This is a genomic window from Deinococcus sp. HSC-46F16, from assembly GCF_024171495.1.
Classification (GTDB): domain Bacteria; phylum Deinococcota; class Deinococci; order Deinococcales; family Deinococcaceae; genus Deinococcus.
Genome location: NZ_JALJZW010000001.1, coordinates 417,494 through 442,943, shown reverse-complemented (window position 1 = coordinate 442,943; position 25,450 = coordinate 417,494). Strand labels below are relative to the sequence as shown.

The 25,450-nt window shown below is 71.6% G+C and carries 25 protein-coding genes; 10 read left to right on the top strand and 15 right to left on the bottom strand.

What is annotated here, in order from left to right:
- Nucleotides 1–17: 17 nt before the first annotated feature.
- The 7 genes from hrpB to L1280_RS02260 form a co-directional block, all read right to left on the bottom strand.
- Nucleotides 18–2,495, bottom strand: a complete 2,478-nt coding sequence (gene hrpB / locus L1280_RS02290; protein WP_253580402.1) for an ATP-dependent helicase HrpB — start codon at nucleotides 2,493–2,495, stop codon at nucleotides 18–20.
- Nucleotides 2,492–3,136 carry an HAD family hydrolase gene (locus L1280_RS02285; RefSeq protein WP_256487964.1) on the bottom strand — a complete coding sequence of 215 codons (645 nt, stop codon included), beginning with the start codon at nucleotides 3,134–3,136 and terminating at the stop codon, nucleotides 2,492–2,494. The genes hrpB and L1280_RS02285 overlap by 4 nt, the downstream gene beginning before the upstream one ends.
- 14 nt (nucleotides 3,137–3,150) lie before the next feature.
- Nucleotides 3,151–4,113 carry an FAD-dependent oxidoreductase gene (locus tag L1280_RS02280; RefSeq protein WP_253580401.1) on the bottom strand — a complete coding sequence of 321 codons (963 nt, stop codon included), beginning with the start codon at nucleotides 4,111–4,113 and terminating at the stop codon, nucleotides 3,151–3,153.
- On the bottom strand, nucleotides 4,113–4,805 hold the full coding sequence (locus L1280_RS02275; protein ID WP_253580399.1) for an SDR family oxidoreductase: 693 nt from the start codon (nucleotides 4,803–4,805) through the stop codon (nucleotides 4,113–4,115). The genes L1280_RS02280 and L1280_RS02275 overlap by 1 nt, the downstream gene beginning before the upstream one ends.
- Before the next feature lie 10 nt (nucleotides 4,806–4,815).
- Nucleotides 4,816–5,160, bottom strand: a complete 345-nt coding sequence (locus tag L1280_RS02270; RefSeq protein ID WP_253580397.1) for an inorganic diphosphatase — start codon at nucleotides 5,158–5,160, stop codon at nucleotides 4,816–4,818.
- Nucleotides 5,161–5,222: 62 nt separating this feature from the next.
- Nucleotides 5,223–8,642 carry an ExeM/NucH family extracellular endonuclease gene (locus L1280_RS02265; protein WP_253580396.1) on the bottom strand — a complete coding sequence of 1,140 codons (3,420 nt, stop codon included), beginning with the start codon at nucleotides 8,640–8,642 and terminating at the stop codon, nucleotides 5,223–5,225.
- A gap of 25 nt (nucleotides 8,643–8,667) precedes the next feature.
- A complete protein-coding gene (locus L1280_RS02260) occupies nucleotides 8,668–8,859 on the bottom strand; it encodes a hypothetical protein (RefSeq protein ID WP_253580395.1) in 192 nt (63 codons plus the stop codon).
- 158 nt (nucleotides 8,860–9,017) lie between these two features.
- On the opposite strand from L1280_RS02260, the gene L1280_RS02255 reads away from it, so the two are divergent.
- Nucleotides 9,018–9,284, top strand: a complete 267-nt coding sequence (locus L1280_RS02255; protein ID WP_253580394.1) for a PqqD family protein — start codon at nucleotides 9,018–9,020, stop codon at nucleotides 9,282–9,284.
- Between the two features lie 134 nt (nucleotides 9,285–9,418).
- Nucleotides 9,419–10,171: a hypothetical protein gene (locus L1280_RS02250; protein ID WP_253580393.1), complete on the top strand. Its 753-nt coding sequence runs from the start codon at nucleotides 9,419–9,421 to the stop codon at nucleotides 10,169–10,171.
- Here the strand turns inward: L1280_RS02250 and L1280_RS02245 are convergent.
- On the bottom strand, nucleotides 10,152–11,489 hold the full coding sequence (locus L1280_RS02245; RefSeq protein WP_253580391.1) for a lasso peptide biosynthesis B2 protein: 1,338 nt from the start codon (nucleotides 11,487–11,489) through the stop codon (nucleotides 10,152–10,154). The two genes, L1280_RS02250 and L1280_RS02245, sit on opposite strands and share 20 nt — an antisense overlap.
- 52 nt (nucleotides 11,490–11,541) lie before the next feature.
- Between L1280_RS02245 and L1280_RS02240 the strand changes: the two genes are divergently transcribed.
- A complete protein-coding gene (locus L1280_RS02240; protein WP_253580390.1) occupies nucleotides 11,542–13,014 on the top strand; it encodes an FAD-dependent oxidoreductase in 1,473 nt (490 codons plus the stop codon).
- A 22-nt stretch (nucleotides 13,015–13,036) separates the two neighbouring features.
- Here L1280_RS02240 and L1280_RS02235 read toward each other — a convergent pair whose 3' ends face one another.
- The 3 genes from L1280_RS02235 to L1280_RS02225 are packed head-to-tail and all read right to left on the bottom strand — an operon-like array spanning nucleotide 13,037 to nucleotide 15,302.
- Nucleotides 13,037–13,303: a hypothetical protein gene (locus L1280_RS02235; protein ID WP_253580388.1), complete on the bottom strand. Its 267-nt coding sequence runs from the start codon at nucleotides 13,301–13,303 to the stop codon at nucleotides 13,037–13,039.
- 1 nt (nucleotide 13,304) lies between these two features.
- Complete coding sequence (locus L1280_RS02230; protein ID WP_253580386.1) at nucleotides 13,305–14,483, bottom strand: hypothetical protein; 1,179 nt, start codon at nucleotides 14,481–14,483, stop codon at nucleotides 13,305–13,307.
- 24 nt (nucleotides 14,484–14,507) lie between these two features.
- Entirely contained in the window at nucleotides 14,508–15,302 is a 795-nt protein-coding gene (locus L1280_RS02225) for a nitroreductase family protein (protein ID WP_253580385.1), read from the bottom strand.
- A gap of 98 nt (nucleotides 15,303–15,400) precedes the next feature.
- Between L1280_RS02225 and L1280_RS02220 the strand changes: the two genes are divergently transcribed.
- Together L1280_RS02220 and L1280_RS02215 are read left to right on the top strand one after the other, a co-directional pair.
- Nucleotides 15,401–16,681: a replication-associated recombination protein A gene (locus L1280_RS02220; RefSeq protein WP_371922864.1), complete on the top strand. Its 1,281-nt coding sequence runs from the start codon at nucleotides 15,401–15,403 to the stop codon at nucleotides 16,679–16,681.
- Entirely contained in the window at nucleotides 16,678–17,205 is a 528-nt protein-coding gene (locus L1280_RS02215; protein WP_253580382.1) for a hypothetical protein, read from the top strand. Before L1280_RS02220 ends, L1280_RS02215 begins: the two co-directional genes overlap by 4 nt.
- Nucleotides 17,206–17,215: 10 nt before the next feature.
- On the opposite strand, the gene L1280_RS02210 is transcribed toward L1280_RS02215, so the two are convergent.
- The 4 genes from L1280_RS02210 to L1280_RS02195 all read right to left on the bottom strand — a co-directional run bounded on the left by L1280_RS02210 (nucleotide 17,216) and on the right by L1280_RS02195 (nucleotide 20,941).
- Nucleotides 17,216–18,235, bottom strand: a complete 1,020-nt coding sequence (locus L1280_RS02210; RefSeq protein ID WP_253580381.1) for an aldo/keto reductase — start codon at nucleotides 18,233–18,235, stop codon at nucleotides 17,216–17,218.
- 118 nt (nucleotides 18,236–18,353) lie between these two features.
- The gene (locus tag L1280_RS02205; RefSeq protein WP_253580380.1) at nucleotides 18,354–19,349 is read right to left on the bottom strand and encodes an SDR family oxidoreductase; all 996 of its coding nucleotides are present in this window, start codon (nucleotides 19,347–19,349) and stop codon (nucleotides 18,354–18,356) included.
- A 57-nt stretch (nucleotides 19,350–19,406) separates the two neighbouring features.
- On the bottom strand, nucleotides 19,407–20,219 hold the full coding sequence (pyrF, locus tag L1280_RS02200) for an orotidine-5'-phosphate decarboxylase (RefSeq protein WP_253580379.1): 813 nt from the start codon (nucleotides 20,217–20,219) through the stop codon (nucleotides 19,407–19,409).
- Nucleotides 20,216–20,941, bottom strand: a complete 726-nt coding sequence (locus L1280_RS02195; protein ID WP_253580378.1) for a 3-keto-5-aminohexanoate cleavage protein — start codon at nucleotides 20,939–20,941, stop codon at nucleotides 20,216–20,218. The genes pyrF and L1280_RS02195 overlap by 4 nt, the downstream gene beginning before the upstream one ends.
- A 51-nt stretch (nucleotides 20,942–20,992) precedes the next feature.
- Here L1280_RS02195 and L1280_RS02190 point away from each other — a divergent pair, with 51 nt between their 5' ends.
- From L1280_RS02190 to L1280_RS02170, 5 genes are all read left to right on the top strand, one after another.
- Nucleotides 20,993–21,901, top strand: coding sequence for a DUF1028 domain-containing protein (locus tag L1280_RS02190; RefSeq protein WP_253580377.1), 909 nt, complete (start codon nucleotides 20,993–20,995; stop codon nucleotides 21,899–21,901).
- Between the two features lie 26 nt (nucleotides 21,902–21,927).
- Complete coding sequence (locus tag L1280_RS02185) at nucleotides 21,928–22,395, top strand: RrF2 family transcriptional regulator (RefSeq protein ID WP_253580376.1); 468 nt, start codon at nucleotides 21,928–21,930, stop codon at nucleotides 22,393–22,395.
- 130 nt (nucleotides 22,396–22,525) lie between these two features.
- The gene (locus L1280_RS02180) at nucleotides 22,526–24,097 is read left to right on the top strand and encodes a nitrite/sulfite reductase (RefSeq protein WP_253580375.1); all 1,572 of its coding nucleotides are present in this window, start codon (nucleotides 22,526–22,528) and stop codon (nucleotides 24,095–24,097) included.
- A complete protein-coding gene (cysC, locus tag L1280_RS02175; protein WP_104990754.1) occupies nucleotides 24,094–24,639 on the top strand; it encodes an adenylyl-sulfate kinase in 546 nt (181 codons plus the stop codon). Before L1280_RS02180 ends, cysC begins: the two co-directional genes overlap by 4 nt.
- The gene (locus L1280_RS02170) at nucleotides 24,636–25,403 is read left to right on the top strand and encodes a phosphoadenylyl-sulfate reductase (protein WP_253580373.1); all 768 of its coding nucleotides are present in this window, start codon (nucleotides 24,636–24,638) and stop codon (nucleotides 25,401–25,403) included. Before cysC ends, L1280_RS02170 begins: the two co-directional genes overlap by 4 nt.
- Nucleotides 25,404–25,450 lie beyond the last annotated feature (47 nt).

Below are 25,450 nucleotides of genomic sequence, written 5' to 3'. Positions count from 1 at the left end.
CCGCCTCCCTTTTTGCCCTACAAGCGGCGTTTCGTCGCCCTCGTCGGCACGTGGCTCCAGGGGTCGTCCGGCCAGGGGTGCTTGGGATAGCGGCCGCGCAGGTCCTTGCGAACCTCGAAGTAGCTGCTATTCCAGAAGGAACGCAGGTCCTGGGTCACCTGCACCGGGCGCCCGGCGGGGGACAGCAGGTGCAGCAGCACGGGCGTGCGGCCCCCGTTCACGGCGGGCGTTTCCGCCAGGCCGAAGAGTTCCTGCAACTTGACGGCGAGAATGGGCGGCGATCCGTCCGGGCGATACGCGAGGCGCACGCGCGAGCCGCTGGGGACGGGGAGGTGCGTGGGGGCCAGGTCGTCCAGGCGGGCGGGCAGCGGCCAAGGGAGCAGGGCTTGCAAGGCGGGCAGCAGGTTCACGCGCCCCAACTCGTCGCGGGTGCGCACCCCCGTGAGGGAGGGGCCGAGCCAGCCTTCCAGCGTCTCCAGCAGGCCGGTGTCGGAGAGGTCGGGCCAGTCCTCGTCCGGGCGCCACTGCCGCAGGGACTCCACGCGGGCGCGGAGTTGCTCGGCCTCCGCGGAGAAGGTCAGGAGATGCAGCCCTTCGGAGCGGATGGCCCCGGCGAGGGCGGCCACCCGCTCCGTGTGGGGCAGGTCGCGCAGGGGCCGCGAGTCCAGGACCAACGCCCCCACCCGGCGTTCGCGGGCGGCGACCAACGATCCAGTGCGGGCGTCCCAGCGCACGGTGTCCTGCCACCCGGCGCGGGCCTCCAGCACGGCGGGGTCGAGGGGCGCGGCGAGGTAGATGCGGCCCTCCCCGCTCCCGGCGTCGAGGTGCGCGACCGCGAGGGCGGGCGCTCCCGCCAGCGCGTCTCCCTCCGGCAACCGTGCCCCTTGCCCCCCCGCGAGCAGGAAGCGGCCCCCACCGCCCGCCCGTGCCAGTGCCACCCGCTCCGGATAGGCGAGGGCGACGAGCTGGCCCACCGTGAAGCTGTCGGGCGGCGAGTCGTCCGGGCGCACGCCCAGCTCGCGGCGCCACTGCCGGGCCAGCCGTTCCACGCGCTCCAGCACGGCCCCGTCTCCCTTCCCGCGCTCGCCCCGACGCCACGCCCGCAGCGCCGCCACTCGGTCGGTCAGGTCGGCCCCCACCCCGTTGCCGAGCGGGTCGCGTTCCTCCAGCAGCGCGGCCACGTCGGCGGCGAGTGACCCCAAGCCCAGCGCCTGTCCGTCATGCAGCAGGTGCGCGAGGCGGGGGTGGGTGGGCAGCTCCAGCAGCGCCCGGCCCCGTGCGGTGATGCGGGCCTCCCCGTCCAGCGCGTCCAGGTCGCGCAGCAGGGTCCGGGCGGCCTCCACGCGGGGGGCGGGCGGGGCGTCGAGCCAGGCGAGGGCGGCGGGATCGGGGGCGCCCCACCCGGCGAGTTCCAGCGTCAGGGGGGCGAGGTCGGCCTCCACGACTTCGGGAAGCCGGGCGGCGGCCAGCGCCGCGTGGGTGCGCTCGCTCCAAAGGCGGTAGGCCACACCGGGGGCGGTGCGGCCCGCGCGTCCGGCCCGCTGCTCGGCGGCGTCGCGGGTGACGCGGGTGGTGACCATGCGGGTCAGGCCCGTGCCGGGGTCGAAGGCCTGGGTGCGGCTCAGGCCCCCGTCCACCACGATCCGCACCCCCTCCAGGGTGAGTGACGTTTCCGCGATGGAGGTCGCCAGGATGACCCGCCGACGCCCCGCCGGGTCGGGCAGAATCGCCCACCGCTGCTCGGCCAGCGGGAGGTCGCCGTAGAGGGGCAGAACGAGGGCGTCCGCGCCGGACAGCGCCGCCATCGCCCCCCGAATCTCACGCACACCGGGGAGGAAGGCGAGCACGTCGCCCTCTGCGTGGGCGGTCAGGGCTTCCCGTACCGCGCGGGCCACCGCGTCCTCCACCCGGCCTGCCGGGTCGGTGGGCAGGTAACGCACCTCTACCGGGTAGGCCCGCCCGGCGCTCTGGACCAGCGGCGCCCCCAGGCGTTCCGGCAGGGCGGGGTCCAGGGTGGCCGACATGACGAGCACGCGCAGGTCGTCCCGCAGCGCTCCCCCCACCTCGCGCAGCAGGGCGAGGGCGAGGTCGGCGTTGAGCGACCGCTCGTGAAACTCGTCGAGGATGACCAACCCCACCCCGGTCAGCTCGGGGTCGCGTTGGAGGCGGCGGGTCAGAACGCCTTCCGTGACGACCTCGATGCGGGTGCGGGCGGACACGCGCGACTCGAAGCGCACGCGGGAGCCGACCGTGCCGCCGACCTCCTCGCCCAGCGTCTCCGCGAGCCGGGCGGCGACGGCGCGGGCCGCCACCCGCCGGGGCTGAAGCATCACGATGGACCCGCCCCCCAGCCACCCCTCGTCCAGCAGCGCGAGCGGCAGGCCGGTGCTCTTGCCCGCGCCGGGCGGGGCTTGCAGCACGACCAGCGGGTGCGCCGCGAGCGCCGCGCGGAGGTCCGGCAGCACCTCGAAAACGGGGAGGTCGGTCAGGCTCACGGGGAGGATGGTAGCAGCGGCAACCCCGGCAGGGTCAGCACGTCCCGCAGGTCGCGCAGCACCACGTCCGGCGTCTCTCCCGCCAGTCCCTGCCCGGTCGGGAGATAGGCCGTCCGCAGCCCCACCTGCATCGGTCCCCACACGTCGTTGCGGGGCGAGTCGCCCACGAACCACGTCTGGGCCGCCGTCACGCCCAGCCGGTCGAGGGCCAGCCGGTAGATGGCGGGGGCGGGTTTGCTCAGCCCCACGACTTTGCTGATCACCACGTCGTCCACCAGTCCACTCAGGCCGCATCCCTCCAGGCAACGGGTCTGCGCCTCCTCCCAACCGTTGGTGACGATGCCGAGGCGCAGGCCCCGTGCCCGCAGCTCCCGCAGTACCTGGTGGGCGTGGGGCATGACGACGGGGGCGGCCAGCGAATGCTCAGAGAAATCCGCCAGCAGCACCTCCGGGTCATGGGCGAGGCCGAACTCGCGCACGAGATGCGGCAGCACCTCCCGCTTGGGCCGGTAGCCGAAGTCGTCCAGCTCGGTGAAGCGTTCGGCATACCCGGTGGGCAGCACGTGCCGCTCCAGGTGGCCCACCAGCCAACCCCGAATGGTCGCCGCGCGGTCGTGCAGCGTCCCGTCCAGATCAAACAGGACCGCCCGGACGCTCAGGACGCCTCGCCCCCGCTGGGCGGCGTTCCCCCCGGCTCGCCGGGCGACTTGTGGAAAGCCGCGCCCAGCCGCCTCACGTTCTCGTGAATCAGGGTGGTGTTCAGCGACACGGCGGCGAGCATCCCGCTCGCGGCGGCGCTCATCACGTACTGCGGCGCTCCCGTCATGTCCCCGGCGGCCCACACCCCGCGCACGCTGGTCATGCCGTTCTCGTTGACCACGACGCGGCTCTTGGCATTCATCTCGCAGCCGAGGGAAGCGGGCAGGCTGCTGCGCTGCACCTGGGTGGGGTTCAGGAAGAGGGCGTCCAGCGTCAGGCGCTCGCCGTCCCGGAAGCGCACCCGCACGGTGTCCCGGCCCTCCAGCCGCAGGATCGGCGTGGGGATCACGGGGACGCCCACCCGCCGCAGGTCCTCCCGTTGCTCGCCCGTAAGTTCGTCGGGGCCGTCGGTCAGGAGCACCACCCGGTCGGACCAGGCCCGCACGCTCAGGGCGAGGTGGTGACCCTCCTGATGGGAGCCGAGCACGCCCAGGGCCGACTCGCGGTTGGGCCAGCCGTCGCAGTAGGGGCAGTGGTGAACCGTGCGCCCCCAGCGAGCACGCAGGCCGGGCACGTTGGGCAGCACGTCGCGCACCCCGCTGGCGAAGAGCAGCCGCCGGGCGTGGACCCAGCCGCCGTCGTGGCGCAGCGCGAAGCCGCCTTCCCACGGCTTGACCTCACGGGCCACGCCGGGGCGCACCGTCACCGGGTAGGGCGCGAGGTCGGCCAGCCCGAGGGCCTGAAGCTGCGTGGGCGCGGCCCCGTCCCGCGTGAAGACCCCGTGGGCCGCCTGGGAAGCCGCGTTGCGGGTGGGGCCGCCGTCGAGCAGCAGCACCTCGCGCCGGGAGCCGCCCAGCACCAGCGCGGCATTCAGGCCCGCTGCGCCGGCGCCCACGATCACGGCGTCGTAGCGCTCCACTAGCGGACCCCTGGCCGGACGGTCACGTCGGTAAGCACAGCGTCGCGTGGGGCCTCCAGCATGAACTGGAGGGTCGCCGCCACCGTCTCCGGGGCGATGTAGGCGTCCGGCTGGTACGCGCCGCCCTCCTGCGCCCGCACCGACTGCTGCATGGGCGTGGCGGTGCGGCCCGGATAGACGGTGCAGACGCGCACGCCGTGTCCGGCCTCCTCCTCGCGCAGGGCATCGGCCAGCGCCCGCAGGGCGAACTTGCTCGCGGCGTAGCTGGCCCAGCCGGGGTTGGCCCGCAGGCCCGCCCCGCTGTTTACGAACACCACCGTGCCGCGCTCCGCCCGCACGCGCGGCAGCAACCGCCGGGTCAGCTCGGCGGGAGCGACCACATTCACGGCGAGGGTGTGCGTCCAGGCAGGGTGTTCCTGCTGGGCGACGGCACCCAGTTCCACCACCCCCGCGTTGTGCACCACGTTGGTCACCCGGTCCAGGGCAGAGAGCACCGGGGCGAAGGTCTCGGGCTGGGTGAGGTCCAAGCCCAGCGGTGTGCCGCCTACCTCCATGCAGAGGGCGTCCAGCCGCTCGCCCCCCCGCCCTTGCAGGATCAGGTCGTGGGTTCCGGCGAGTGCCCGTGCCAGCGCCGTGCCGATGCCGCCCGTGGCCCCGGTGATCAGGGTGACGGGCCGCTGAAAAGTCGTCATGCCCGGCACGCTAGCGCAAGAGGCGCACCCTGAAATATCGCTCCTGGAACCACACGGCCTTCATGATCTCCTTGTCGGGCCAGTCGCTTTCATGAGGAACCACGACCAGCTTGTCTTCGCGGTCATCCTCACGGACGATGATGGCCGTGACCACGCCCTCGGCTTCCCGCAGTGGCACGTCCCAACCCAGCAGGTAGGCGTCGACCGGGTGGCCGTCGCCGCTGACGGTGCCGGGCAACTCGCCATAGTTCACGGGGTAGATGAGGTCGGCGTGCCGGGGATGGACGCTGCCCAGCGGGCAGTCCACGACGACACGCACGGCCCGGCCGAGGAAGGGGGTGAGGTCGGGGGTCATGGGGGGAGGAGAGAAAACCACCCCGCCGAGAGGGGGCGGGGTGGGATGAGGAGGCGTAGGGGTCAATTGCAAACGTTCAGCGGGCTGGCACTGTTGCGCGGAGCGGGCGCACCCGTCACGAAATCGTTCCCGTTCTGGTTGGTGTCCTGGCAACCATTGAGCTTGCGGAAGATAGAGGCCGTGTTAGACGGGGCGGGGGTGGCCGCCGCACCTTCCCTCTCGTTGGCCCCACCGAAGCCCACGAAGTCGATCACGTCCGCATCGGCCGCACCCGTGATGGCGTCCGCGTTGTTCACCAGGGCGATTTTGCCCGCAGTCCCGCTCATCGCAAAGGTGCCGCTGGCGTCAGGACTCAGGGCAGGCGCTGCCGTGTTGGCGCCGTCGGCCATCTTGACGAGGTAGTACTGACCGGGCTGAAGGGTGGCCGCGGGCAGAGCGAAGGGCGTACCTGTAAAGCTGCCCGTCGCCGACGTGTACTGGAGGCTCAGTCCGGAGAGGCTGACCGACTGCGTGCCTCGGTTGAACAGTTCCACGAAGTCACTGCGGTAGGGTGCGCTGTTGTTGCCACCGCCGCCGTACACCTGGCTGATCACCAGGCTGCCGAACGCCGGACCAGAGGCCGCTCCCTGCACCGTCACCGTCAGCGTGCTCGTGTCGCTCGCGCCGCTGCCCTCGGCCTTCACCGCGTAGGTGTAGGTGCCGGGCGCGGTGCCTGCCGGGGCATTGACGGTCACGTCAAAGGCTGCGCCGCTGGTCACGGTGGCGGGGGCGCTGACGATGGTCGGGGCAGTGCCCTGCGGGGTCACCGTGACCGTCAGGGGGCCGGTGGTGTTCGTGCCCGTGGCGGTGAAGCTCTGCGTGACGCTGGCGCCGCCCACGCTGGCCGTCAGGTTGGCGGTGTCGGGCGTCAGAGCGACGCTGGCAACCGGGGCGGGGGGTGCCACCGGGGTCTGCGCGGTGAGGCTCAGGCCCACCAGCACGGGGTCGTGGTCGCTGGAACGGAAGGGGGTCGGCGCATAGAAGTTGCTCAATTGGGCCGCGCTCTTGAACTCCGTGTTGTAGTCCAGCACAGTCGGCTCGTCGGCGTTGATGTGCCATTTGGTCTGCCCGGTGACCTGTCCGAACAGGCTACCGCTGGCGAGGGCGTGGTCGAGGCTGCCCCACTGCCCATCGAACTGGTACGAGTAGGCCGTGTTCGGGAAGAGGTTGGTGTACCCGCCCGCCACGAGGTTCTGAACGGCCGTCTCCATCGCGTAGGCGTTCAGGTCGCCCATGATCAGGTGATCGGTCTCGGTCAGGCCGGTGGGATTGGTCTTCAGCCAGTCCACGATCGCGCTTGCTGCCTGCTCGCGGGCACGGTAAGCGTTGCCCTGACCGTCGCCCCGGTCAGTGTCGCCCAGGGCGTCGCAGGCGCTGCCCTTGCTCTTGAGGTGCGCCATGACGGCCGTGAAGCGCCCGCCATTGTCGTTGCCCTGGAAGGTCTGTGCCCAGGTCGGCCGGTTGCAGGTGTCGATGAAGCGGGGGTCCACCGTGCGGTCAAGGATCGCCAGACGGCCCACCGGGGTCACGCGGGCGGGCTGGTAGATCATGGCGACCGAGATGGCGTCCGTGCCCACCTTGTTGCCGGGGTTGACGTAGGCATAGGTGTTCGGTCCCGCTACCGCGTTCAACGCCGTCACGAGGTTGGCGACCGAGCTGCTGGCCCCCTTGTCGAAGTCGTTCTGAATCTCCAGCAGACCCAGCACCGCCGGGTCCATCTTGGTGATGGCCGCGACGATCTTGTCGCGCTGGCGCTCGAACTCGGTGCAGTTGTTGGCTCCGCGTGCGGCGCTGCCCCCCACCCCATTCGGCGTACAGCCCGCATTGCTGTTCACCAGAGTGGTGAAGTAGTTCAGCACATTCATCGAGCCCACGCGCAGGGTACCGCCCACCGCCTCCGGGGTTTCCAGGCGGGGGTTGGCAGGCTGCACATTTACCGACGACGCCTGAATGCGGTACGTGTCGAGGCTGCCGCTGCCAGTCCAGCCGTCGTTGCTGTAGGTCAGGACGCCGGTCACGGTGGCCGTGTCGCCGCCGCGCAGGGTATTGCCCGCGCTGAGGGGCTGCCCGCCACGGGCGAACACCGTCTCGGGGTTGTTGATCCGGCTGCCGTCGTCGATGCGGATGTAGCGGTTTTTGAATTCCGCCTGGTACGCCGCGTAGCCCTGCACGCTGGGCGCGTTGAGCTGCGCGTAGTTGTAGACGCGGGCGTCGGCGATGTCGAAGCTGCTGCCCCGGCCCAGGGTGAAGTTGTTGGTGACCACGCCGCTGCTGCTCACGCGCATGCCCTCGTAGCGCTCGCGGGCCGTGAAGTCCAGCGGCAGCGTGAGGGGCTGGGCGGCAGGGAGGGCCAGCGTCACGTTCAGGCGGGTGATCGCCGCCGTCCCCGCGCTGATCTGGGTGGTGCCAAACGCCTCGCTCACGTTGCCCACGACGCGCACACGCTCGCCCACGCTCAGGGCCGGGCAGTCCGTATTGCAGTACACGAAGACACCGTCGCTCGTCGCTGCGTTGCGGTCGGCGTCCAGTCCCTCCTCCTGAAGAAAGAAGCCGCTCAGGCCGGGGGTCACCTGGGTCACCACGCCCTCGACCGTCACGGTCTGACCGTTCAGCGGGCTGGCGGCGTCACCCGCAGCGGTCACGCCCTGAACGGCGGCGATATTCGTCAGGGTGCGGGTGCCGGGGTTGTCCAGCACGGTGAAGACAATCTTGAAGGCAAAAGGATCACGCGCCGGGGTGGGTGCCAGCGGGACGCGGGTGGAAAAGGTGACGATCTGGGTGCCGTCAGCCGCCACCGGGCCAGCCTGCCAGCCCTCGTGGGCGATCCCAGCCAGTTGCTCGCCTGCGTTGAGGCCTACCCCCTGCACGTCACCGGTATCCAGGTTGCTGACCAGCGGAGTCGCCTCGGGATCGGCCTCGATCTGCCCGGTCCCCGAGTTCACGCGCCGGGCCGTGTCCACCCGCAGGTCGTCCGCGCGGTCGGAGGCGTCCGAGCCGTCGAAGTAGCGCACCTCCCGGAAAGGTGTGGCTCCCACGGTCGCGTTGGCGCCGTCGGTATCGATGGGAACGTAGGTGGGAAGAGTCAGTGGCCCACCCGACCCGTTCTTCACCCGAAAGGTGGCGCGAAGGTAACGCACGCGGGCGGCCTCGTCCGTAAAGGTGCCAAAGGACACCGGCTCAAAGGACAGGCCCCCGACCTCGGTCGCCTGGGCGCTCAGCCCGGCGGCAGGCCGCACGGTGGCAGTGGGGGCGGCGGTCGTCGCCCCGGTCACGCTCAGCTCGAAGACGCCGAGGCTTTTCAGGGCCGGGCGCGCGGGGGCGCTCGGCGCGGCGGGAGCGTTCGGGGGCAGGCTGCCCTGGGGGGCCTGACCGCAGGCGGCCAGGGAGAGCAGGCCCGCGAGCAGCAGGCGTTTGGACAGGGTTCGGGGGGAGGGTCGGGTCATGGAGTCTCCTGGGAAGGGGTGGGGGTCAGAAGGGGCCGGAATCCGCAGAGCCGCCGGGATTCAGCAGCCCGCCGGGGCCGCCCGGCACCGAGTAGGCCAGGGTCACGGCCTGCCAGGGACCGAGGTCCTGCACGCGGGGCGGGGTGTAGGGGGCACGCGCCGCCGCAGTGGGGGTGGCCCGCTCGGCCGGGGCGGGGGTGTGGGGGGTCGTGTTCACCGTTCTCCTTGAAAGCCTGCCACCGCAGGGCTCCGGACGTGGCCGGGGGTGGAAGGCTGGGTCTCGCTGGATGAGAGGACTATAGAGGTTGGATGTCAGATTTTAAACAGGCTTCCCCCCGCCTGGGTGCTTCCGCGCCCTGCGCTACCCTGCCGGGCATGACGGGGACCGACTGCTGGGAAGCGCAGCCCGACGTGCTGGCGACCGACCTGGGCGACGAGCTGGTGTTGCTGCATCCCGCACGGGGCGAGATGTTCAGCGTGAACGGGCCGGGCCGCGCGGCGTGGCTGGCCCTGCCGGGCAGCGTGGCCCACCTCACGAACGCTGTCACCGCCCTTTACGACGTGGAGACGGACCGTGCCGAGGCCGACTTGCGGAGCCTGCTCTCGGAGCTGGCCGGGCGCGGGCTCGTCCGGCCACGGTGAGCGCCTGGGCCAGTCTGGACGCGTGGGTGGTAACCGGGGAACTGGCACCCGCCGTGGCCGGGGCGCTGCGTGGCCGCTGGGGTCACCCCGCCTCTGGGAAGGTCCGCCGCTCCATTGTCCTGCGAAGGGGGACAGTGCCCCCCAGCCCACTCCAGGGACAGGACACCCCCGGTCTGCCGAATGACCTGCGGGTGCGGGCGCAGGGCGACGAGGTCTGGATCGGGCCAGCACTGCACCTGCGGGTCTGGGACGGGGGCACCGAGATCACGGTGGCAAGTGACGGCCGGGACGTGCCCGAGGCCGCCTGGACACTGGCCCTGGCCGAGGCGCACCGGGCGGGCGGGTGGCTGGCGCTGCACGCGGCGGTGCTGACCCCCGCACCTGGGCAGGAGGAGCGCGGGGTCGCCCTGAGCGGACCGAGTGGGGCAGGCAAAAGCACGGCGGCCCTGCGCTGGGCACACGCGGGGGGCCGCCTGGCCGCCGAGGACCAGAGCTGGGTGTGGCCGGAAACCGGCCGGGCCGTCGGTCTGGACCGCTGGCTGCGCTCGTCGGAAGAAGGGGTGCGGCGCTTCGCCCCGGAGTGGCTGGCCCGCGCCGAGGGCCTCGACGCCTACGGCAAGCTGCGGCTGCCGCTGACCTCGCCGGGAGCCGAGGTCCCGCTCGCGGCGCTGCTGGTGTTCGGCCTGCCGCCCCAGCCCAGCGCCCCCGAACGCGTCCGGGCGCTGTGGGAGGCGACCGGGGTCCCCCTCTCCGCCCTGGGGAGGCGCCGGGGCGCGGCGGGGGTGGCGGCGCTGCTGGAGCGGCTGCCCATCCGGGGGGTGACCCGGGAGAACGTGCTGGAGGCCACGCGGCAGGCTCTGCAGCCTCTCAGCCTGCCGGAAAGCTGAAACTTTCGCGGAACCGCACGCGGTTGAGCGGCTCCCCGTAGGCGTCGAGGCCGCCCCGGTGGTCCTCGACCCAGGCGTGGCCCTGCACCCCGCCGCCCACGCGGGCCACCCCGCTCACAAAGACCGCCGGGTGTCCCAGCCGCCGCAGCGCCCGGTAGGTCGTGTACGCGCGGGGCACGCAGGTGCCCACCCGCGACTGCCGGGGGTAGAGCAGCCGGGTCAGCCAGGCGGCGGCGCCCACCACGTCGCTCAGGGTGTCGAGCGGGAGTGGCGTAGGAGGCACAGCGGGAGTCCAGCGGGCCAATGGACGGCGCGGGTCGCCCCCCGCCCGCACGGCGAGGAAAGCCGCGAGCGCGTCGGGGAGCAGCCGGAGCATCCAGCGGGCACGGCGGCGCAGCAGCGTGGCGCGAGCCCCCCAGAGGGCTGCCCGTGGCCGCTGCCCGTCACGCCGGGTCACCTCCCGGCGCGGGGCCGGGTCTGCCCCCAGCCGGAGGTGGCCTTCCGGGGGCCAGCACGCCTCCCGGAAGGCCGCCCAGGTGTGCGTGACCCCCAACTCGCGGGCACGGACTTCCAGTTCGGCCTGATTCAGGCCCGACTCCGCGAGCAGACGCCGCGTGTCGGCGTAGTCAGCAGGTTTGAGGTGTCCCCCATCGCCCCACACGCGGCTGAGGGCCAGCCCCACGATCAGGGCGTCGGCCGGGGCCGGGAGGCGCACCGGCACCCCCTCCCAGTTTTGCTCCCGGCTCGCCGTCCAGACCGCCTGGGTCAGGCGCCGGGCCAGGGCGGGGTCGCCAGGCACCACCGCCCGGTGCAGTTCGAGCCGGACCCGCCCGCTGGGGCTGTACAGGTGCGCCGCCTCGTGCGTCCAGCGCTCCGGCAGCGCATGCAATCCGTCGCTGCGCCAACCGTGCGCGAGGGCCACGTGAACCGCGCGGGTGAGCACCCCCGGGTCCTCCGGAAGCAGCACGTCCACGTCGCCGTAGAAGCGCTCGCCGGGCGTGGCGTAGACGAATTCCGCGAGCGCGAAGCCCTTGAACAGCAGCGGCGCCGTCCCGTCCCGCGCCCAGGCAGCCAGCAGGGGCCGCAGCTCGGCGCGGATGGCCGCGTGCCGCGCTCCGAGCGCGAGGTGCCCGCCCCGCAGGGCCTCGCGCAGCGGATGCCCCGGCGAAAGCCGCGAGCGCACCTCGCCCGCCAGCCCCGCCGCGAGCAGGGCAGGCACGTCGGGAGCCGCGATCTCGGGGGGGTCGGTCGTCAGGGCACGGACCAGCACGGCCACCCTATCCGGCACAGCGGGCGGAGCGGGCGGCAGGCGGGTCACGGGGGCAGGGTAGCAGGGCAACCCTGGCCCCCGGCCGTGTCACAGTAACCGGGTGCCCCCCCTCGACGCCCTCGTCGTCGGCGCTGGCCCCAACGGGCTGGCTGCCGCCGTCACCCTGGCCCGCGCAGGGCTGCGGGTGCGGGTGCTGGAGCGCCACCCCGTGCCCGGCGGGGGCCTGAGCAGCGCCGAACTGACCCGGCCCGGCTACCTGCACGACGTGGGCAGCGCGATTCACCCGCTGGGATACGCCTCGCCCGCCTTCCGGGAATGGCCGCTGCACGCCTTCGGGCTGAGCTGGGTGCAGCCGGACGCTCCCTACGCGCAGGTGCTGGAGGACGGGACGGGCGTGGTCATTGAGCGCGACTTGGACGCGGCAGCCAGGGGCTTCGGGCGGGACGGGACGGCGTGGCGGGCGCTCTTCGGGCCGCTGGTGAAGGGGATGGACGCCCTGCTGGACGATGTGCTGCGACCTCTGCCCCGTGTGCCCCGCCACCCACTGCTGCTGGCCCGGTTCGGGCTGCGGGGGGTCCCCCCGGCCTCGTGGACGGCGGGCCTGCTGCGGACGCTGGAGGCGCGGGCCGCGTGGGCGGGGCTGGCCGCGCACGCCAATTTGCCGCTCACCACACCGGGAACGGGCGCGGCGGCCCTGGTGCTGGGCACATTGGCACACGGGGTGGGCTGGCCCTTCCCGCGTGGGGGGGCACAGGCCCTCACAGACGCGCTGGTGGCCTACCTGCGCTTCCTGGGCGGCGAGGTCGAAACCGGGGTGGACGTGCGTTCGCCGCGCGACCTCCCACCCGCCCGCGCCGTGCTGGTGGATTCCAGTCCCGCCGTGCTGCTGGGACTGCTGGGAAACCGGGCCCCGCCGAGCTACCGGGCGTGGCTGACGCGCTACCGCTACAGCCCCGGCCTCCTCAAGCTCGACTATGCCCTGAGCGGGCCGGTCCCCTGGCGCGACCCGGCGGTGGGGCGGGCGGGCACCGTCCATCTGGGCGGCGGACTGGAGGCGATCACGCGGGCGGAGGCCGAGGTTGCGCGGGGCGTGTCCCCGGAGCGGCCCTACGTGCTGGCCGCACAACACACCCTGTTCGACCCCAGCCGTGCTCCAGCCGGGGGACATACCTTCTGGGCCTACGCGCACGTCCCGCCGGGCACGCTGGACACCTACGCCAAGACCATCGAGGTGCAGATCGAGCGGGCGGCCCCTGGCTTCCGCGACCTGGTGCTGGGGCGGCGGGTGACGAACGCGCGGGCGCTCGAAGCCCTCAGCCCGGTCTTCCGGGGCGGGGACGTGAACGGGGGCCGGGGCGACCTGTGGGGGCTGCTGGCCCGCCCGGTGCCCACCCCCACGCCCTACCGCACGCCTGTGCGGGGTGTCTACCTCTGCTCCAGCGCGACCCCGCCCGGTGGCGGCATCCACGGGATGAGCGGGTACTGGGCGGCCCGGGCGGCGCTGGGGGACGTGTTCGGGGACCGGGCAGTGGAGAGTGGGGAGTGGCAGGAAACGCCTCTGCCTATGCGTTAGCTCCGCTGCTCCCACTCTCCCTTCAGTCCCCCACGAAGGTCTGCCGCACGCAGGTCTGCCCCGGTTCCAGCGGGGGCAATCCGGCCTCGGCAGCCTCCCGCAACCTTCCCAGCACCAGTGCCAGGGTCGGTCCCTCGCCGTACATCTGCATGGCCTCGTCGGTCAGCAACAACTCGAAGCCGCGACCGGGCTGCACCGCGCGAAAGACGCGCCCGCCCGGTTCCGTAAAGGTCGTGATTTGTGTTCCGGGCGGAAAACCCTCGCGGGCGACGAGTTCGGGAAGGTCCATCTCAGGCCCCCGCTGCCGCGCCCAGGTGCCCCGGCGTTAGCGGTTCGCGCAGCAACCGGGCAAAGCCTTCCGTTCCCTCACGCTCCATCCATCCCCGCACGAGGTCGCCGCCCACGCTGTAGGTGAAGATGTACGCCCGGAAGGTCGGCTGCGAGATAAAGCGCAGGCTCTGGCGGGCGCGGGCCTCGCTCGCGGGGGCGTAGTGGCGAATGAAATCCAAGACCTCGGCCTCGGGGCGGCCGTCGGCGTGCAGCATCAGCGCGGCTGTGCCGCTGACACCCTTCAGGCCCTCGCGGGCGCGGCCCGCTGCCAGAAAGGCGCGAATGTCGTCGGCGTCGAGGCCCGCCACTCCGGCCAGTTCGCCCGTCAGCCACGCCTCGACCTCCTCCCGGTCCATCAGCGCCCGCAGCGCGTTCGTGGCGATGCCCTCGGAGACCACGCACTCGGGCGCGTTGATCAGTTGGATGGAGTGCTCCCACCAGCCGCGCTCCCGTACCAGCCGAGCCTCCTTGGTGGCGTGCTCGGTGTGGTGGCCGGGGTAGCCCTCGTGGGCGAGGAGGTCGGGCAGGGCGGGCAGCAGCACGGGCAGGTCGGTGTTGATGTCGATGCGGCTTTTCAGGTTGCCCAGCGGCCAGTTGTAGCCGCTCCAGGGCTTATCCTGCACCAGCCCGATGGAGAAGTCCTCGCCGCCCGGCAGCCCGAAGCGCTCGCGGGTGCGCTCCCGCAGGGCCGCGAGGATGGGATCGGCCACCCGCAGGATGTCGTTCACGGGCACCGCCACCCGCGAGCGCAGGGCTTCCTCGCGTTCCTCCAGCGTCCCGGTGCCGGGCAACGCCGCATCGAGGGTCCGCAGGGCCGCGTCCAGCTCCGCCTCGTCCGCCCGCACGGGGTCAATGTCGTAGAGGCCGCGCACCTCCTCGGCGTAAGGCAGCGTCTCGCCCTTGAGCAGCCGGGTCATGGTGACCATCGCCCGCACCTGCACGGTCAGGAAGTCACGCCGAGCGGTGGCGTCTATGCCCGCCACCTCGTCCAAAAGGGCCAGCGCCTCCGTGTGCAGCTCGGCGGGGTCGCGCCGCGTACGGTCGGCCCACTCGGCGGGGCCGCCGTAGCCGTCGATATAGCCTTCCGAGTGCGCGTCGATGGCGTGGGCGAGGCGGATATAGCGTTCGGCGGGGTCCATAGGCGTGAGGATACGGCCTCTCCTCTACCGGGTGCCCTCCGGCAGAAAGCCGTGCTCGGCCAGAAACGCCGCAATTCGCGCCGAGTCGGCGGCGTGGCGGTCGGGGTCGTACTTGTAGGGGCTGGTGTAGAACTGCGCCAGCGACGTGATGCCGCCCTCCTCGGCCTTCGCCCGCAGCCGGGGGTCGGCCATGTAGCGCTCCCAGCCGCGCACCTCGCGCTCGAGGTAGAGGTCGTCCAGCTCGGCCGCGTCCGGCACCCGGTACGTCTCGTCGTGGACGAAGGCCCGCAGCGGCAGGCGGTCGCGCTTGCCAGGAGCCTCGTCGGGCACGCCCACGACGAGGCTGGTCACGGGCACGCAGCTTTCGGGGAGGCTCAGAAACTCGGCAATTTCGCGCATCGCGTTCAGGGTGGTGCCCATGTAGCAGATGCCGTACCCACGGGCCTCGAAGCCCAGGCTCACGCTCTGCGACAGCAGCACGGCGTCGAAGGCCCCCACGTGGTAGCCCAGCAGGTTGCCGAAGTTGTCCCGTGCCCCGCGCCGCCGCAGCCACGTCCTCGTCCGGTGCCAGTCCGCGCAGAAGGTGACCACCAGCGGCGCTTGCAACACGAACTCCTGCTCCCCGTGCAGCTCGTACAGCCGCCGCTTGCGCCCCGGATCGCGGGTCAGGACCAGCGAATAGCTGTTGAGATTGCCCGACGAAGATGTGCCCGTGATGGCCTCGTGCAGCACCTCGTCGATGATGGCCTGCGGGATGGGGTCGGGCCGGTACTTGCGGATGGAACGGTGCCCGGCGAGGGCCTCGGGGACGGTCTGCATGGGCCGAGTGTAGGGCCGCTACCCCCGGCCCGGCTCCGAAAGGTTCCGCAAGCTTGCTGAGCCCCGTTACGGGTGGGCCGCGTCCTATGCTCTCCCCCGTGACCCTCTTCGACCCACCCGCCCCCCTCGCCGAACGCCTGCGCCCGCGCACCGTCTCGGAGGTCGTGGGGCAGACGCACCTGCTGGGGCCGGGCAAGCCGCTGACCCGGCTGCTGGCGTCCAGGCGGCTGGGCTCGCTGATCCTGTGGGGACCACCCGGCGTGGGCAAAACGACCCTGGCGCGGCTGATCGCGGGCGAGGTCGGCGCCCACTTCATCCCGCTCTCGGCGGTGTCGGCGGGCGTCAAGGACGTGCGCGAGGCCGTCGCGGAGGCCGAGCGGCTCCGGGGCCGGGGCCAACGCACCATCCTCTTTCTGGACGAGATTCACCGCTTCAACAAGGCGCAGCAGGACGCCCTCCTGCCCCACGTCGAGTCGGGGTTGCTGACCCTGGTGGGCGCCACGACCGAGAATCCCAGCTTCGAGGTGAACCCGGCCCTCCGGTCGCGGGCGCGGACGCTGGTGCTCGAACCGCTGTCGCACGAGGACGTGCGCGGGCTGCTGGAGCGTGCCTTGAGCGACCCACGTGGGCTGCCGGGGGTGACGGCCCAGCCCGAGGCCCTCGACCTGCTGGCCCGGCTGGCGGATGGGGACGCGCGGCGGGCACTGTCCACGCTGGAGGTGGCCGCGACCCTGGCCGAGCCGGTGACTCCCGAGGCCGTCACGGAAGCCTTTGGCCGCCACCTTCCCGCGATGGACAAGAGCGGCGAGGACTTCTACAACCTGATCTCCGCGCTGCACAAGTCGGTGCGGGGGTCGCATGTGGACGCTTCTCTCTACTGGCTCGCTCGCATGATCGAGGGCGGGGCGGACACGATGTATGTCGCCCGCCGGATCGTGCGGATGGCCGCCGAGGACATCGGTCTCGCTGACCCGCAGGCGCTGCGGCTGGCGGTCGCGGCCCGCGACACGGCGGAGTTTCTGGGCAGTCCGGAAGGCGACCTCGCGCTCGCGCAGGCGGTCGTGTACCTCGCGCTGGCCCCCAAGAGCAACTCGGTCTACGTGGCGTGGAAAAACGCGCTGAATGCCGTGAGGGAGGGCGACAATCTGCCCATTCCCCTGCACCTCCGCAATGCACCCACCGCGCTGATGCGGGGGCAGGGGTACGGGAAGGGCTACGCCTACTACTTCGATGACCCGGAGGGTAGCTTCGAGCAGAACTACCTCCCAGACGGCGTCCAGCTCGACCTCTACGAACCGACCGGTGAGGGCTGGGAGGCGCGGGTCGCGGAGCGCTGGCGCAAGCTGCGGGAGGCGCATGGGGAGGCAGGAGAGGAATGAGCCGCCGCCTCCCCGCCGAAGAAGCTCTCGCACTGCTTTTGCAGGAGCAGCCCGTGGAGGACGCGACCATCACAGGGGAGCTGCGGTTCTATGACCTGCCTGACCAACAGGTGGGCGCCCCCGTCATCCTGCGCCGCTGTCACGTCGAGTCTCTGCTCGGAACCTGCGCGGCCTTCCACGCGCCCGTTGTCATGGAGGACTGCACCTTTGAGTGGGCTGACTTCTACGCCACCTACTTTCTGGCGGGAGCCACCTTTGCCCACTGCTCCTTCGCGCAGGGCGTGGACTTCCAATGCGGGGGGCACAACGAACCCCCGACGGAATTCCGCCTGGAGCGGTGCCGGTTCGGGGGCTTCGTCAATTTCTTCGACAACTGGTTTCCGGGGCCGGTAGTCGTCAGGGATTGCACCTTTGAGAAAGGCTCCAACCTGCTGGGGAATGTCGGACAACCGTTTAAAGTGTTGTTTGAGGTTCCACCACTTCTCGAGGGCAACTCCGGCGACCTCACGCTCGACGGGGGCTAAGACCCTCCCTTTACCGCTCCAACTCCGTCCGCGCCCGTTCCCAGTCGCTCACGCGGCTGATCTCGGCGAGGTCGTCGGGGGTCAGGGTGAGGTCGAGCGTGCCCAGCAGGTCGGTCAGTTGCGCCACGCTGTTCGCCCCGATGATGGGCGCGGTCACGCCGGGCTGGGCGAGCATCCACGCGAGGGCCACCTGCGCGGGCTTCGCGCCGTGACGACCCGCCACGGCCTCCAGCGTCTCCACAATGTCGAAGTTGCGGTCGCTGAAGCGGCTGCGGGCATTGCCCTCGGCCCGCACGCTGTCGGGGAGGGGGGCGCCGCGCTTGTACTTCCCGGTCAGCATGCCGCCACCCAGCGGGCTCCAGGGAATCACGCCCAAGCCGTATTCCACGCACACCCGCCCCAGCTCGCGCTCGAAGTTGGCCCGCGTGGGCGAGAGCAGGCTGTACTCGGGTTGGAGGCTGACGAAGCTCTCTAGGCCCTTCTTGTCACTCGTCCACAGCGCCTGCATCAGCCGCCACGCCGAGTAGTTCGACGCGCCGAGGTAGCGCACGTACCCGCGCTTCACGAGTTCGGTAAAGGCCTCCATCGTCTCCTCGATGGGGGTCTGGTTATCGACCCAGTGGGCCTGATACAGGTCGATGTGATCCACCCCGAGCCTTTGCAGGCTGTCCTCGCAGGCCTTGAGAATCCAGCGGCGCGACAGCCCCTCGCGCTGGTGGATGCTGTCCCGCCCCTCACGGCCCCCTTCGCCCATCGGCCCGCGCACCTTGGTGGCGATCACCATGTCGTCGCGGCGCCCGCGCGATTTCAGCCAGCGCCCGATGATCTCCTCGGAAACGCCACCGGGATTGCCGGGCGTCCAGGTGGTGTAGATGTCGGCGGTGTCGATGAAATTGCCGCCCGCCTCGGCGTAGGCATCCATCAGTTCAAAGGACGCGGCCTCGTCGGCGCTCCAGCCGAACTGCATGGAGCCGAGACCGAGGGGAAAGAGGTGCAGGCCGCTGCGGCCGAGTTTGCGGTAGGTGGTCATGGGAAACCTCGTGGGAATGAATGGGGAAGAACGCAAGGGACGCCGCCCACCCTGCGCCCCGCTGAAGCGGACAGGATGAGCGCCGTCTGGAGCACTTCTTCAAGTTGGCACCGTGAGGTCAGCGCCGCGCCCGCCCCAGAGCCACCGCCGCGAGCGCCACACCCGCGAGGCCCAGAATCAGGCCCCGGTTCCGAGCGGCGGCCGTGTACGCGCTCGTCCCGCGCACGGTGCCGTCGTAATCGCCGCGTTCCTCCAACTTGCCCGAAGGGTGATAGAGGATGTGGGCCTCCTCCGGCAGCGGGGGGCGGTCACTTTGCATGCCGGGCAGGGCGACCTCGGCCATCAACTTCTCGGTGGCGGCGGGCGCGAGCATGCCCGACGCTGCCATGCCCTTGCCGCCGCCCCCCACGAACAGTTCACGGGTGGGTTTGGCCGCCGCGTGCAGGATGGCGCGGGCGACGACCTCCGGGGCGTAGACGGGCGGCACGTGCTTGGGCTCGGTGGGGAGGTACGAACGGGCGTGCAGGGGGAACGGCGTGTCGATGGGGCCAGGCTTGATCAGGGTGACGGTCACGGGCACCCCGTCGTGCTCCAGCTCCATTCGCAGCGTGTCGGTAAAGGCCTTGACCGCATGCTTGGAGGCCCCGTATGCGCCTTGAAGGGGAATCGCCTGCTCGGACACCACGCTCCCCACATTGATCAGCGTGCCACCGCGCTCGCGTAGGTGCGAAACAGCCACCCGCGAGCCGTACACCACCCCCCAGAAGTTGATGTCGAAGAGGCGGCGCATGTCCTCCACGTCCGACTCCAGCAGCCGCCCATACATCCCCACGCCCGCGTTGTTCACCCAGGTGTCAAAGCCGCCGAAGCTGCTCTGGGCGACCTCCGCGATGCGGGCCACGTCCTCCTCCCGGCTCACGTCGGCCACGACGGGGACGGCCTGCCTGCCCGCCGCCGTGAGCTCGTCCGCGAGTTGCCGCAGGGCTTCCTCGCTGCGGGCGGCCAGGACCAGCCGCGCCCCCTCGTGCGCCGCCAGCCGCGCCGTGCTCAGGCCGATGCCGCTCGACGCGCCCGTGATCACGATGACCTGTTCCTTCAGCGGTTTGGGCTTCATAGGGCCGAGTGTGCGCGGCGAGGCGGGCAGGTTTGTCTCGGTTCGGGTGAAGGGAGGCTAGGTCAGCGCGGCGTTGAGTTCGTTGCGAAGGCGCTGGGCCGCGTCACGGCTCGCTACCACGCTCAGGCCCTGCGCGTACTGCACGGCCCGGCTCGCGCTCGCCAGCGCCCCTGTCCCGCCGGGGTGAAAGGCCGGGGTGAGGTCGGCGGCGGCGGCCCCCTGCGCCCCCAGGCCGGGCAGCAGCAGCAGGGCGCGGGGCATGGCAGTCCGGAACGCGGCGAGGTCGCCGGGGTGGGTGGCGCCCACGACCGCGCCGACGCTGGCATACTCGCCCTCCTCCTCCGCCCCCAGCCGCGCCACCTCCGCCGCCACCCGCTCGCTGAGGCCGCCGCCCTGGAGGTCGGCCTGGTCGGGGTTGCTCGTCTTGACGAGGACGAAGACCGCGCCGCCATTGGCCCGCGCCGCCTCCACGAAGGGGGTCAGCGTGCCGAAGCCCAGGAAGGGATTCACGGTGAGGGCGTCGCCCGCGTGCCCTCCCGCCAGCCACCCCTGCGCGTAGGCCTCCGCCGTGGAGCCGATATCGCCGCGCTTGCCGTCGAGCAGGACGGGCAGCCCCAGGGTGCGGGCCGCCGCGCAGACCTCTTCCAGCAGCGTGAAGCCGGGAAGTCCCAGCGCCTCGAAAAAGGCGAGTTGCGGCTTGACGCAGGCCGCATAGGGCGCGGTCGCCTCCAGCACGTCCAGCGTGTGCCCCCGCAGATGCGCGGGGTCGCGGTAAAGGCTCAGGCGGGGGTCCAGTCCCACGCACAGCCGGGTCCCCAGGCGGCGGGTGCGGTCGGTGACGAGGGCGGCGAAGGTGGGTGGCGGGGTCATCCGGCGGAGGCTAACACGGCCCGCGCGACCCGGACGAGGTCGGCGTTGTCCAGTGCAGGCGTGCCGTCCGGGAGGGTCAGGGTGTCTTCCAGACCGACGCGGGTGTCCAGCCCCAGCCGCCCCGCTTCCTCCAGCAGCGACCAGGCACTCGGCCCCGCGCCGTGGAGCAGCCGGGGAGGCGTTCTGTCCGCCCCGTCCAACAGGTTAAGAATGGCCGCCGCCTCCATCCGCGCCCCGGAGGGTTCCCGGTCCATCACCTCGACGAGCACGCGCAAGGCCCGGTCACGCCCCGGCCACGCCAGCGACGCCCGCGCCGCGTCCACGGTCCACACCCCGGCTTCCACACCCACATCCAGACCGAGGAGGGTCTCGGCCAGGGCGACCGCGTGCGCTTCGTGCCAGTTCACCGAGACGAAATCGGGGCGCACCGTCCAGGCGCGGGCGACGGCGAGTTGGGCCTCCACGTCGGGCAGGATCCAGAAGCCGCTGGAGATGCCGACGGGAATGCCGGGGCAGGCGGCCCGCACCGCCCCCAGCGCGGCGGCCACCACCCCATCCTCCAGCGATTCGCGGCCTTCCCCGTCGCGGGGATGCAGGTGGAGTGCCCCGGCACCCGCTTCCACCGCGTCCCGCGCAGCCTGGGCGAGTTCCAGCGGGGTAACGGGCAGCGCCGGATGACTTCCCGCCGGGCGGTCCCCGTTCAGACAGGCTTTGAGGAGCATGGCCGCAGCCTAGCCCCCAGTCCTGACCCTCGGCGCCGCTATGCTCCCCCCATGACCTTTTCCATCGTGGGCCGCGACCCGGTGACGGGCGACCTCGGCGTCGCCGTGGCGAGCAAGTTTCTGGCGGTCGGCGCCCTGGTGCCCTTCGCGCGGGCGGGTGTGGGCGCGGTCGCCACCCAGAGCTACGTGAACCCCAACTACGGCCCCGACGGGTTGCGGCTGCTCTCGCAGGGCCTCTCGCCGGAGGAGGTTGCCGCCGAGTTCCGGCGCACCGACCCCGACATCGCGCAGCGGCAGTTCGGCATCGTGGGGGCGGACGGGCGCAGCGTGACCTTCAGCGGCGAGGGCTGCCACGCCTGGGCGGGGGGCTTCACCGGGCCGGACGTGGCGATTCAGGGCAACATCCTGACCGGGCCGGAGGTCGTGGAAGCGATGCGCGTGGAGTGGGAAGCCGCCGAGGGCCAGCCCCTCCCCCGTCGCCTGCTCGCCGCGTTGCGGGCCGGGGACGCGGCGGGCGGGGACAAACGGGGGCGGCAGTCGGCGGCCCTGCTGTGCGTGGGGCCGAGGCGCGGCTACGGCGGCCTGACCGACGACTGGGTCAACCTCCGCGCCGACGACCACGCCGACCCGGGCGAGGAACTGGAGCGGCTGCTGGGCATCCACGACCTCCTCTTCGGACGGCCCGGGTCCACCCGCGAGCTGACCGGGGAGGAGCTAGAATGGCTCCGCGCCCTCCTGATCGTGCAGGACCACGCGACCTCGCTTCCGGCTGGCCCCTGGGACCCCGAGACGGAGGCGGCGGCGTGGGCGCTGTACGGCACCGAGAATCTGGAGGAGCGCTGGGTGCCGGGCGGCCAGTTTGACCCGGTGGCGCTGGCGTATCTGGCCGAGCGCTACGGGGACGAGGTGCGGCCCGCGCCCCTGAGTCCGCAGGAACGGGAAGCTCCGGCCGGGGAATAACCCCCGGAAGCTGATACCCTCGCCCCATGCGCCTTTCTGCCACCGATGTCTACGCCTTTCAGGCGCTGGGGTATCTGGGCACCCAGGAGCTGGGGCGCTGGGTGTCCAGCGAGGAGATCAGCGACGCCACCGGGGTCCACCGTCCCTACCTGGTGCGGATTCTGGCGGCCCTGACCGCCAAGGGCGTGGTCAAGAGTAAGAAGGGCATCGGCGGCGGCTACGCGCTCTCGCGCAAGCCGCGGCTGATCTCGCTGTGCGAGGTGGTGCGGGCGGTCGACGGCCCGGTCGCGCCCCTCTCGTGCATCAGCCTGAACTGGCACGAACCCTGCGTAGAGGAAGACCGCTGCCACGCCCGCGCCAGCATCTACACCCGGATGCGCGACGCGATGCTGGCCGTCTTGCAGGAGTTCAGCGTGGAAGACCTCGTGACCGACGCCCGGCAGGGTGTGAGTTACGGGCACTGCCTGGGGCACCTGCTCAAGCCGAACGCGTGAGCGCGGGCGCAGACCGAACGCCTGTCCCCCAGACAACCCACATTGTTGACCTGTTTTGTCATCTACTGTATCTCCCACCCTGGGCTGCCCTGGCAGTCCTCCCCACCCCCTACACGCCCGGAGTGATCCCATGAGCGATATCGAAGCCCTGAAAAAAGAACTGCCGCCCTTTCAGATTTTTGACCTGATTCCGCAGTACGCGGCGCAGGGATTTATCGACCCCGAGCGGATCGACCTGCTGAAGTGGGCGGGCGTGTACCCGCAGCGCCCCCAGGAAGACGGCTACCTGATGATGCGGGTGCGGGTGCCGAGCGCCGAGTTCGCCACCTCCACCCTGCGTGAGGTCGCCAATATCGCCGAGGAGTACGGACGCGGGTTTCTGGACGTGACCGACCGTCAGGCCTTCCAGTTCCACTGGCTGACCATCGACAAGATTCCCGAGATCTTCGATCGGCTCGAGCCGCTGGGCCTGCACCCCCGGGGGGCGTGCGGCGACACGGTGCGTGCGGTGATCGCCTCGCCGCTGGCGGGCCTCGACGCCCGCGAGACCATCGACGTGCGGCCCATCGCCCACGCCATGGAAGGCACCCTGACGGGCAGCGACGACTTTCAGGACCTGCCGCGCAAGTTCAAGATGAGCCTGACGGCCACCCCCGAACTCGAGGGCATCCACCTGATCAACGACGTGGGCTTCCTGGCGCACACGGTGAATGGGGAGGTCGGCTTCGACGTGTGGGTGGGCGGCGGCCTGGGCGCGGTGGCGCACCTCGCCAAGCGGCTGGGCGTATTTATCCGGCCCGAGGAAGTGGTCGAGGTGGGCCGCGCCATCGCCGGGGCCTACCGGGACCACGGCTACCGCGTCAACCGCAAGAAGAGCCGGTTGAAGTTCCTGATCAAGGACATCGGCGTGGAGCGGTTCCGCGAGATCGTGGAAACCGAGTACCTGGGCCGCCCCCTGCGCGACGGCCCGCCCGCCCCGGTCGCCCGCTTCGGCGGCAACGACGTGCTGGGCGTGCAGCCGCAGAAGGACGGGCTGAACTACGTCGTCGTGGCGACCACCGTGGGCCGCATCGACCCCCGCAAGGCCCGTGGGCTGGCCGACCTCGCCGACCGCTACGGCCGGGGCGTGCTGCGGACCACCGCCTTCCAGAACATGATGATTCCGCATGTCCGCTCGGAGGATGTGGCGGCCCTGACCGCCGAACTCGAAGCGCTGGACCTCGCGCCCAAGACCACCCTGCGCGGCACCACCATCGCCTGCACGGGCACCCAGTTCTGCCGCCTCGCCCTGACCGAGACAAAGGCCCGCACCGCGAACCTGGTGGACGAACTGGAACCCCGGTTCGCGGACCTCGACGTGCCCTTCACCATCAACCTGACGGGCTGCTCGAACGCCTGCACCCGCTATCAGGTGGCCGACCTGGGTTTCATGGGCGCCCTGCGCGGCGAGGAAGAGGTCTACAACGTGCACCTTGCCGGAAGCATCGGGCAGGCGCAGCGCACTGGGACCAAGCTCAAGGGTGTGGTGCCCGCCGTCCGGCTCAACGAGTACGCGGGCGCGGTGCTGGCCGACTTCCAGGCCAACAAGCTGCCCGGCGAGAGCTTCGTCGAGTACGCCGACCGGATGGGCGCGGACCGCTTCACGCCCGACGCGGTGCTGAACGCGGGCCGCGAGCCGACCCCGGAGGTCGTGCCCGCATGACGGCGACCCTGAACCGATCGGAGGTCGGCACCGGGCGCGTCGTGTGGTTTACTGGGCTGTCGGGGGCGGGCAAGAGCACGCTGGCCTCGGCCCTGCGCGAGGAACTCGCCGCGCGGGGGGTGGCGGTGGAACTCCTGGACGGCGACGCGGTGCGCGAGAACCTCTCCAAGGGGCTGGGCTTCACGAAGGCCGACCGGGACACCAACGTCCGGCGCATCGCGTTCGTCGCCGGGCTGCTGGCAAAGCATGGAGTCACGGTCCTCGTCAGCGCGATCAGCCCCTACGCCGACACTCGGCGGGAGGTCCTCGCCGCGCTGCCCTCCCCCACCGAGGTCTTCGTGGACGCGCCGCTCGCGGTCGTGACCGAGCGGGACGTGAAGGGGCTGTACCTCAAGGCCATCGCGGGCGAGATTCCGCACTTCACGGGCGTCTCCGACCCCTATGAGGCTCCCGAGACCCCCGACCTTCACCTGCGGACCGACCAGATCAGCGTGGAAGAGGGGGTGCGGCAGCTCCTCGCGCACCTGGGGTACCCGGCATGACGGCCGCCGACGTGCGGACACCGGCGGAAGGCGGCGTGCCGCTGACCACCGAGCCGCGTGCTCCCCGTGAGGCGGCCGGGCACGTCGACCCTACCGCGCCCGCCTTCGCGCCGGACACCGACCCGCTGGAGGTCATCGCCTGGGCGCTGGCCGGCCACCCCGACGTGCTGATGCCGAGTGCCTTCAACCTCAACGGGGTCGTGCTGCTGGACCTCGCGGCTCGGGCGGGCTACCGGGGCGAGGTGGTGTTCGTGGACACCGGCTACCACTTCCCGGAGACGCTGGCGACGCGGGACCGCCTCGCCGCGCGGTACCCGCAGATGACTTTCGTGACCCTGAACACGGGTGCCCACCCCGAGGACGGCCAGACGCCGCCCGACCTCTACGCCGCCGACCCCGACGCCTGCTGCGCGGTGCGGAAGGTGGCGCCCCTTCAGGCTTACCTGCGGGAGAAGGCTCCCTCCGCGCTGCTCAATGCCCGCAGCCGCGACCAGGCGACGACCCGCGCGGACATTCCCTTCGTGGAGACGGGGGGCGCCCGCGTCAAGATCAATCCGCTGGCCCACTGGACCCGCGAGCGGTTGGAAGCCTACGCCCGTGAGCACGATCTGCCCGTGAATCCGCTGTACTTCGACGGCTTCCTGTCTATCGGCTGCTGGACCTGCACCCGCGCCGTCCGCCCCGGCGAGGACGCCCGCGCGGGCCGCTGGGCCGGGAAGGGCAAGACCGAGTGCGGCCTGTGGGCGGGCGAGAACCGCCTCTGACCTCTTTTTTTCGACCAATAGTTGACCCTTTTCATCCACTGATTCCG

Excerpts from the sequence above, each read along its gene's own strand:
- L1280_RS02275 (WP_253580399.1), bottom strand. The coding sequence starts at position 4,805 with ATGACGACTTTTCAGCGGCCCGTCACCCTGATCACCGGGGCCACGGGC.
- L1280_RS02270 (WP_253580397.1), bottom strand. The coding sequence starts at position 5,160 with ATGACCCCCGACCTCACCCCCTTCCTCGGCCGGGCCGTGCGTGTCGTC.
- L1280_RS02265 (WP_253580396.1), bottom strand. The coding sequence starts at position 8,642 with ATGACCCGACCCTCCCCCCGAACCCTGTCCAAACGCCTGCTGCTCGCG.
- L1280_RS02255 (WP_253580394.1), top strand. The coding sequence starts at position 9,018 with ATGACGGGGACCGACTGCTGGGAAGCGCAGCCCGACGTGCTGGCGACC.
- L1280_RS02235 (WP_253580388.1), bottom strand. The coding sequence starts at position 13,303 with ATGGACCTTCCCGAACTCGTCGCCCGCGAGGGTTTTCCGCCCGGAACA.
- L1280_RS02230 (WP_253580386.1), bottom strand. The coding sequence starts at position 14,483 with ATGGACCCCGCCGAACGCTATATCCGCCTCGCCCACGCCATCGACGCG.
- L1280_RS02225 (WP_253580385.1), bottom strand. The coding sequence starts at position 15,302 with ATGCAGACCGTCCCCGAGGCCCTCGCCGGGCACCGTTCCATCCGCAAG.
- L1280_RS02215 (WP_253580382.1), top strand. The coding sequence starts at position 16,678 with ATGAGCCGCCGCCTCCCCGCCGAAGAAGCTCTCGCACTGCTTTTGCAG.
- L1280_RS02210 (WP_253580381.1), bottom strand. The coding sequence starts at position 18,235 with ATGACCACCTACCGCAAACTCGGCCGCAGCGGCCTGCACCTCTTTCCC.
- L1280_RS02205 (WP_253580380.1), bottom strand. The coding sequence starts at position 19,349 with ATGAAGCCCAAACCGCTGAAGGAACAGGTCATCGTGATCACGGGCGCG.
- pyrF (WP_253580379.1), bottom strand. The coding sequence starts at position 20,219 with ATGACCCCGCCACCCACCTTCGCCGCCCTCGTCACCGACCGCACCCGC.
- L1280_RS02195 (WP_253580378.1), bottom strand. The coding sequence starts at position 20,941 with ATGCTCCTCAAAGCCTGTCTGAACGGGGACCGCCCGGCGGGAAGTCAT.
- L1280_RS02190 (WP_253580377.1), top strand. The coding sequence starts at position 20,993 with ATGACCTTTTCCATCGTGGGCCGCGACCCGGTGACGGGCGACCTCGGC.
- L1280_RS02185 (WP_253580376.1), top strand. The coding sequence starts at position 21,928 with ATGCGCCTTTCTGCCACCGATGTCTACGCCTTTCAGGCGCTGGGGTAT.
- L1280_RS02180 (WP_253580375.1), top strand. The coding sequence starts at position 22,526 with ATGAGCGATATCGAAGCCCTGAAAAAAGAACTGCCGCCCTTTCAGATT.
- cysC (WP_104990754.1), top strand. The coding sequence starts at position 24,094 with ATGACGGCGACCCTGAACCGATCGGAGGTCGGCACCGGGCGCGTCGTG.
- L1280_RS02170 (WP_253580373.1), top strand. The coding sequence starts at position 24,636 with ATGACGGCCGCCGACGTGCGGACACCGGCGGAAGGCGGCGTGCCGCTG.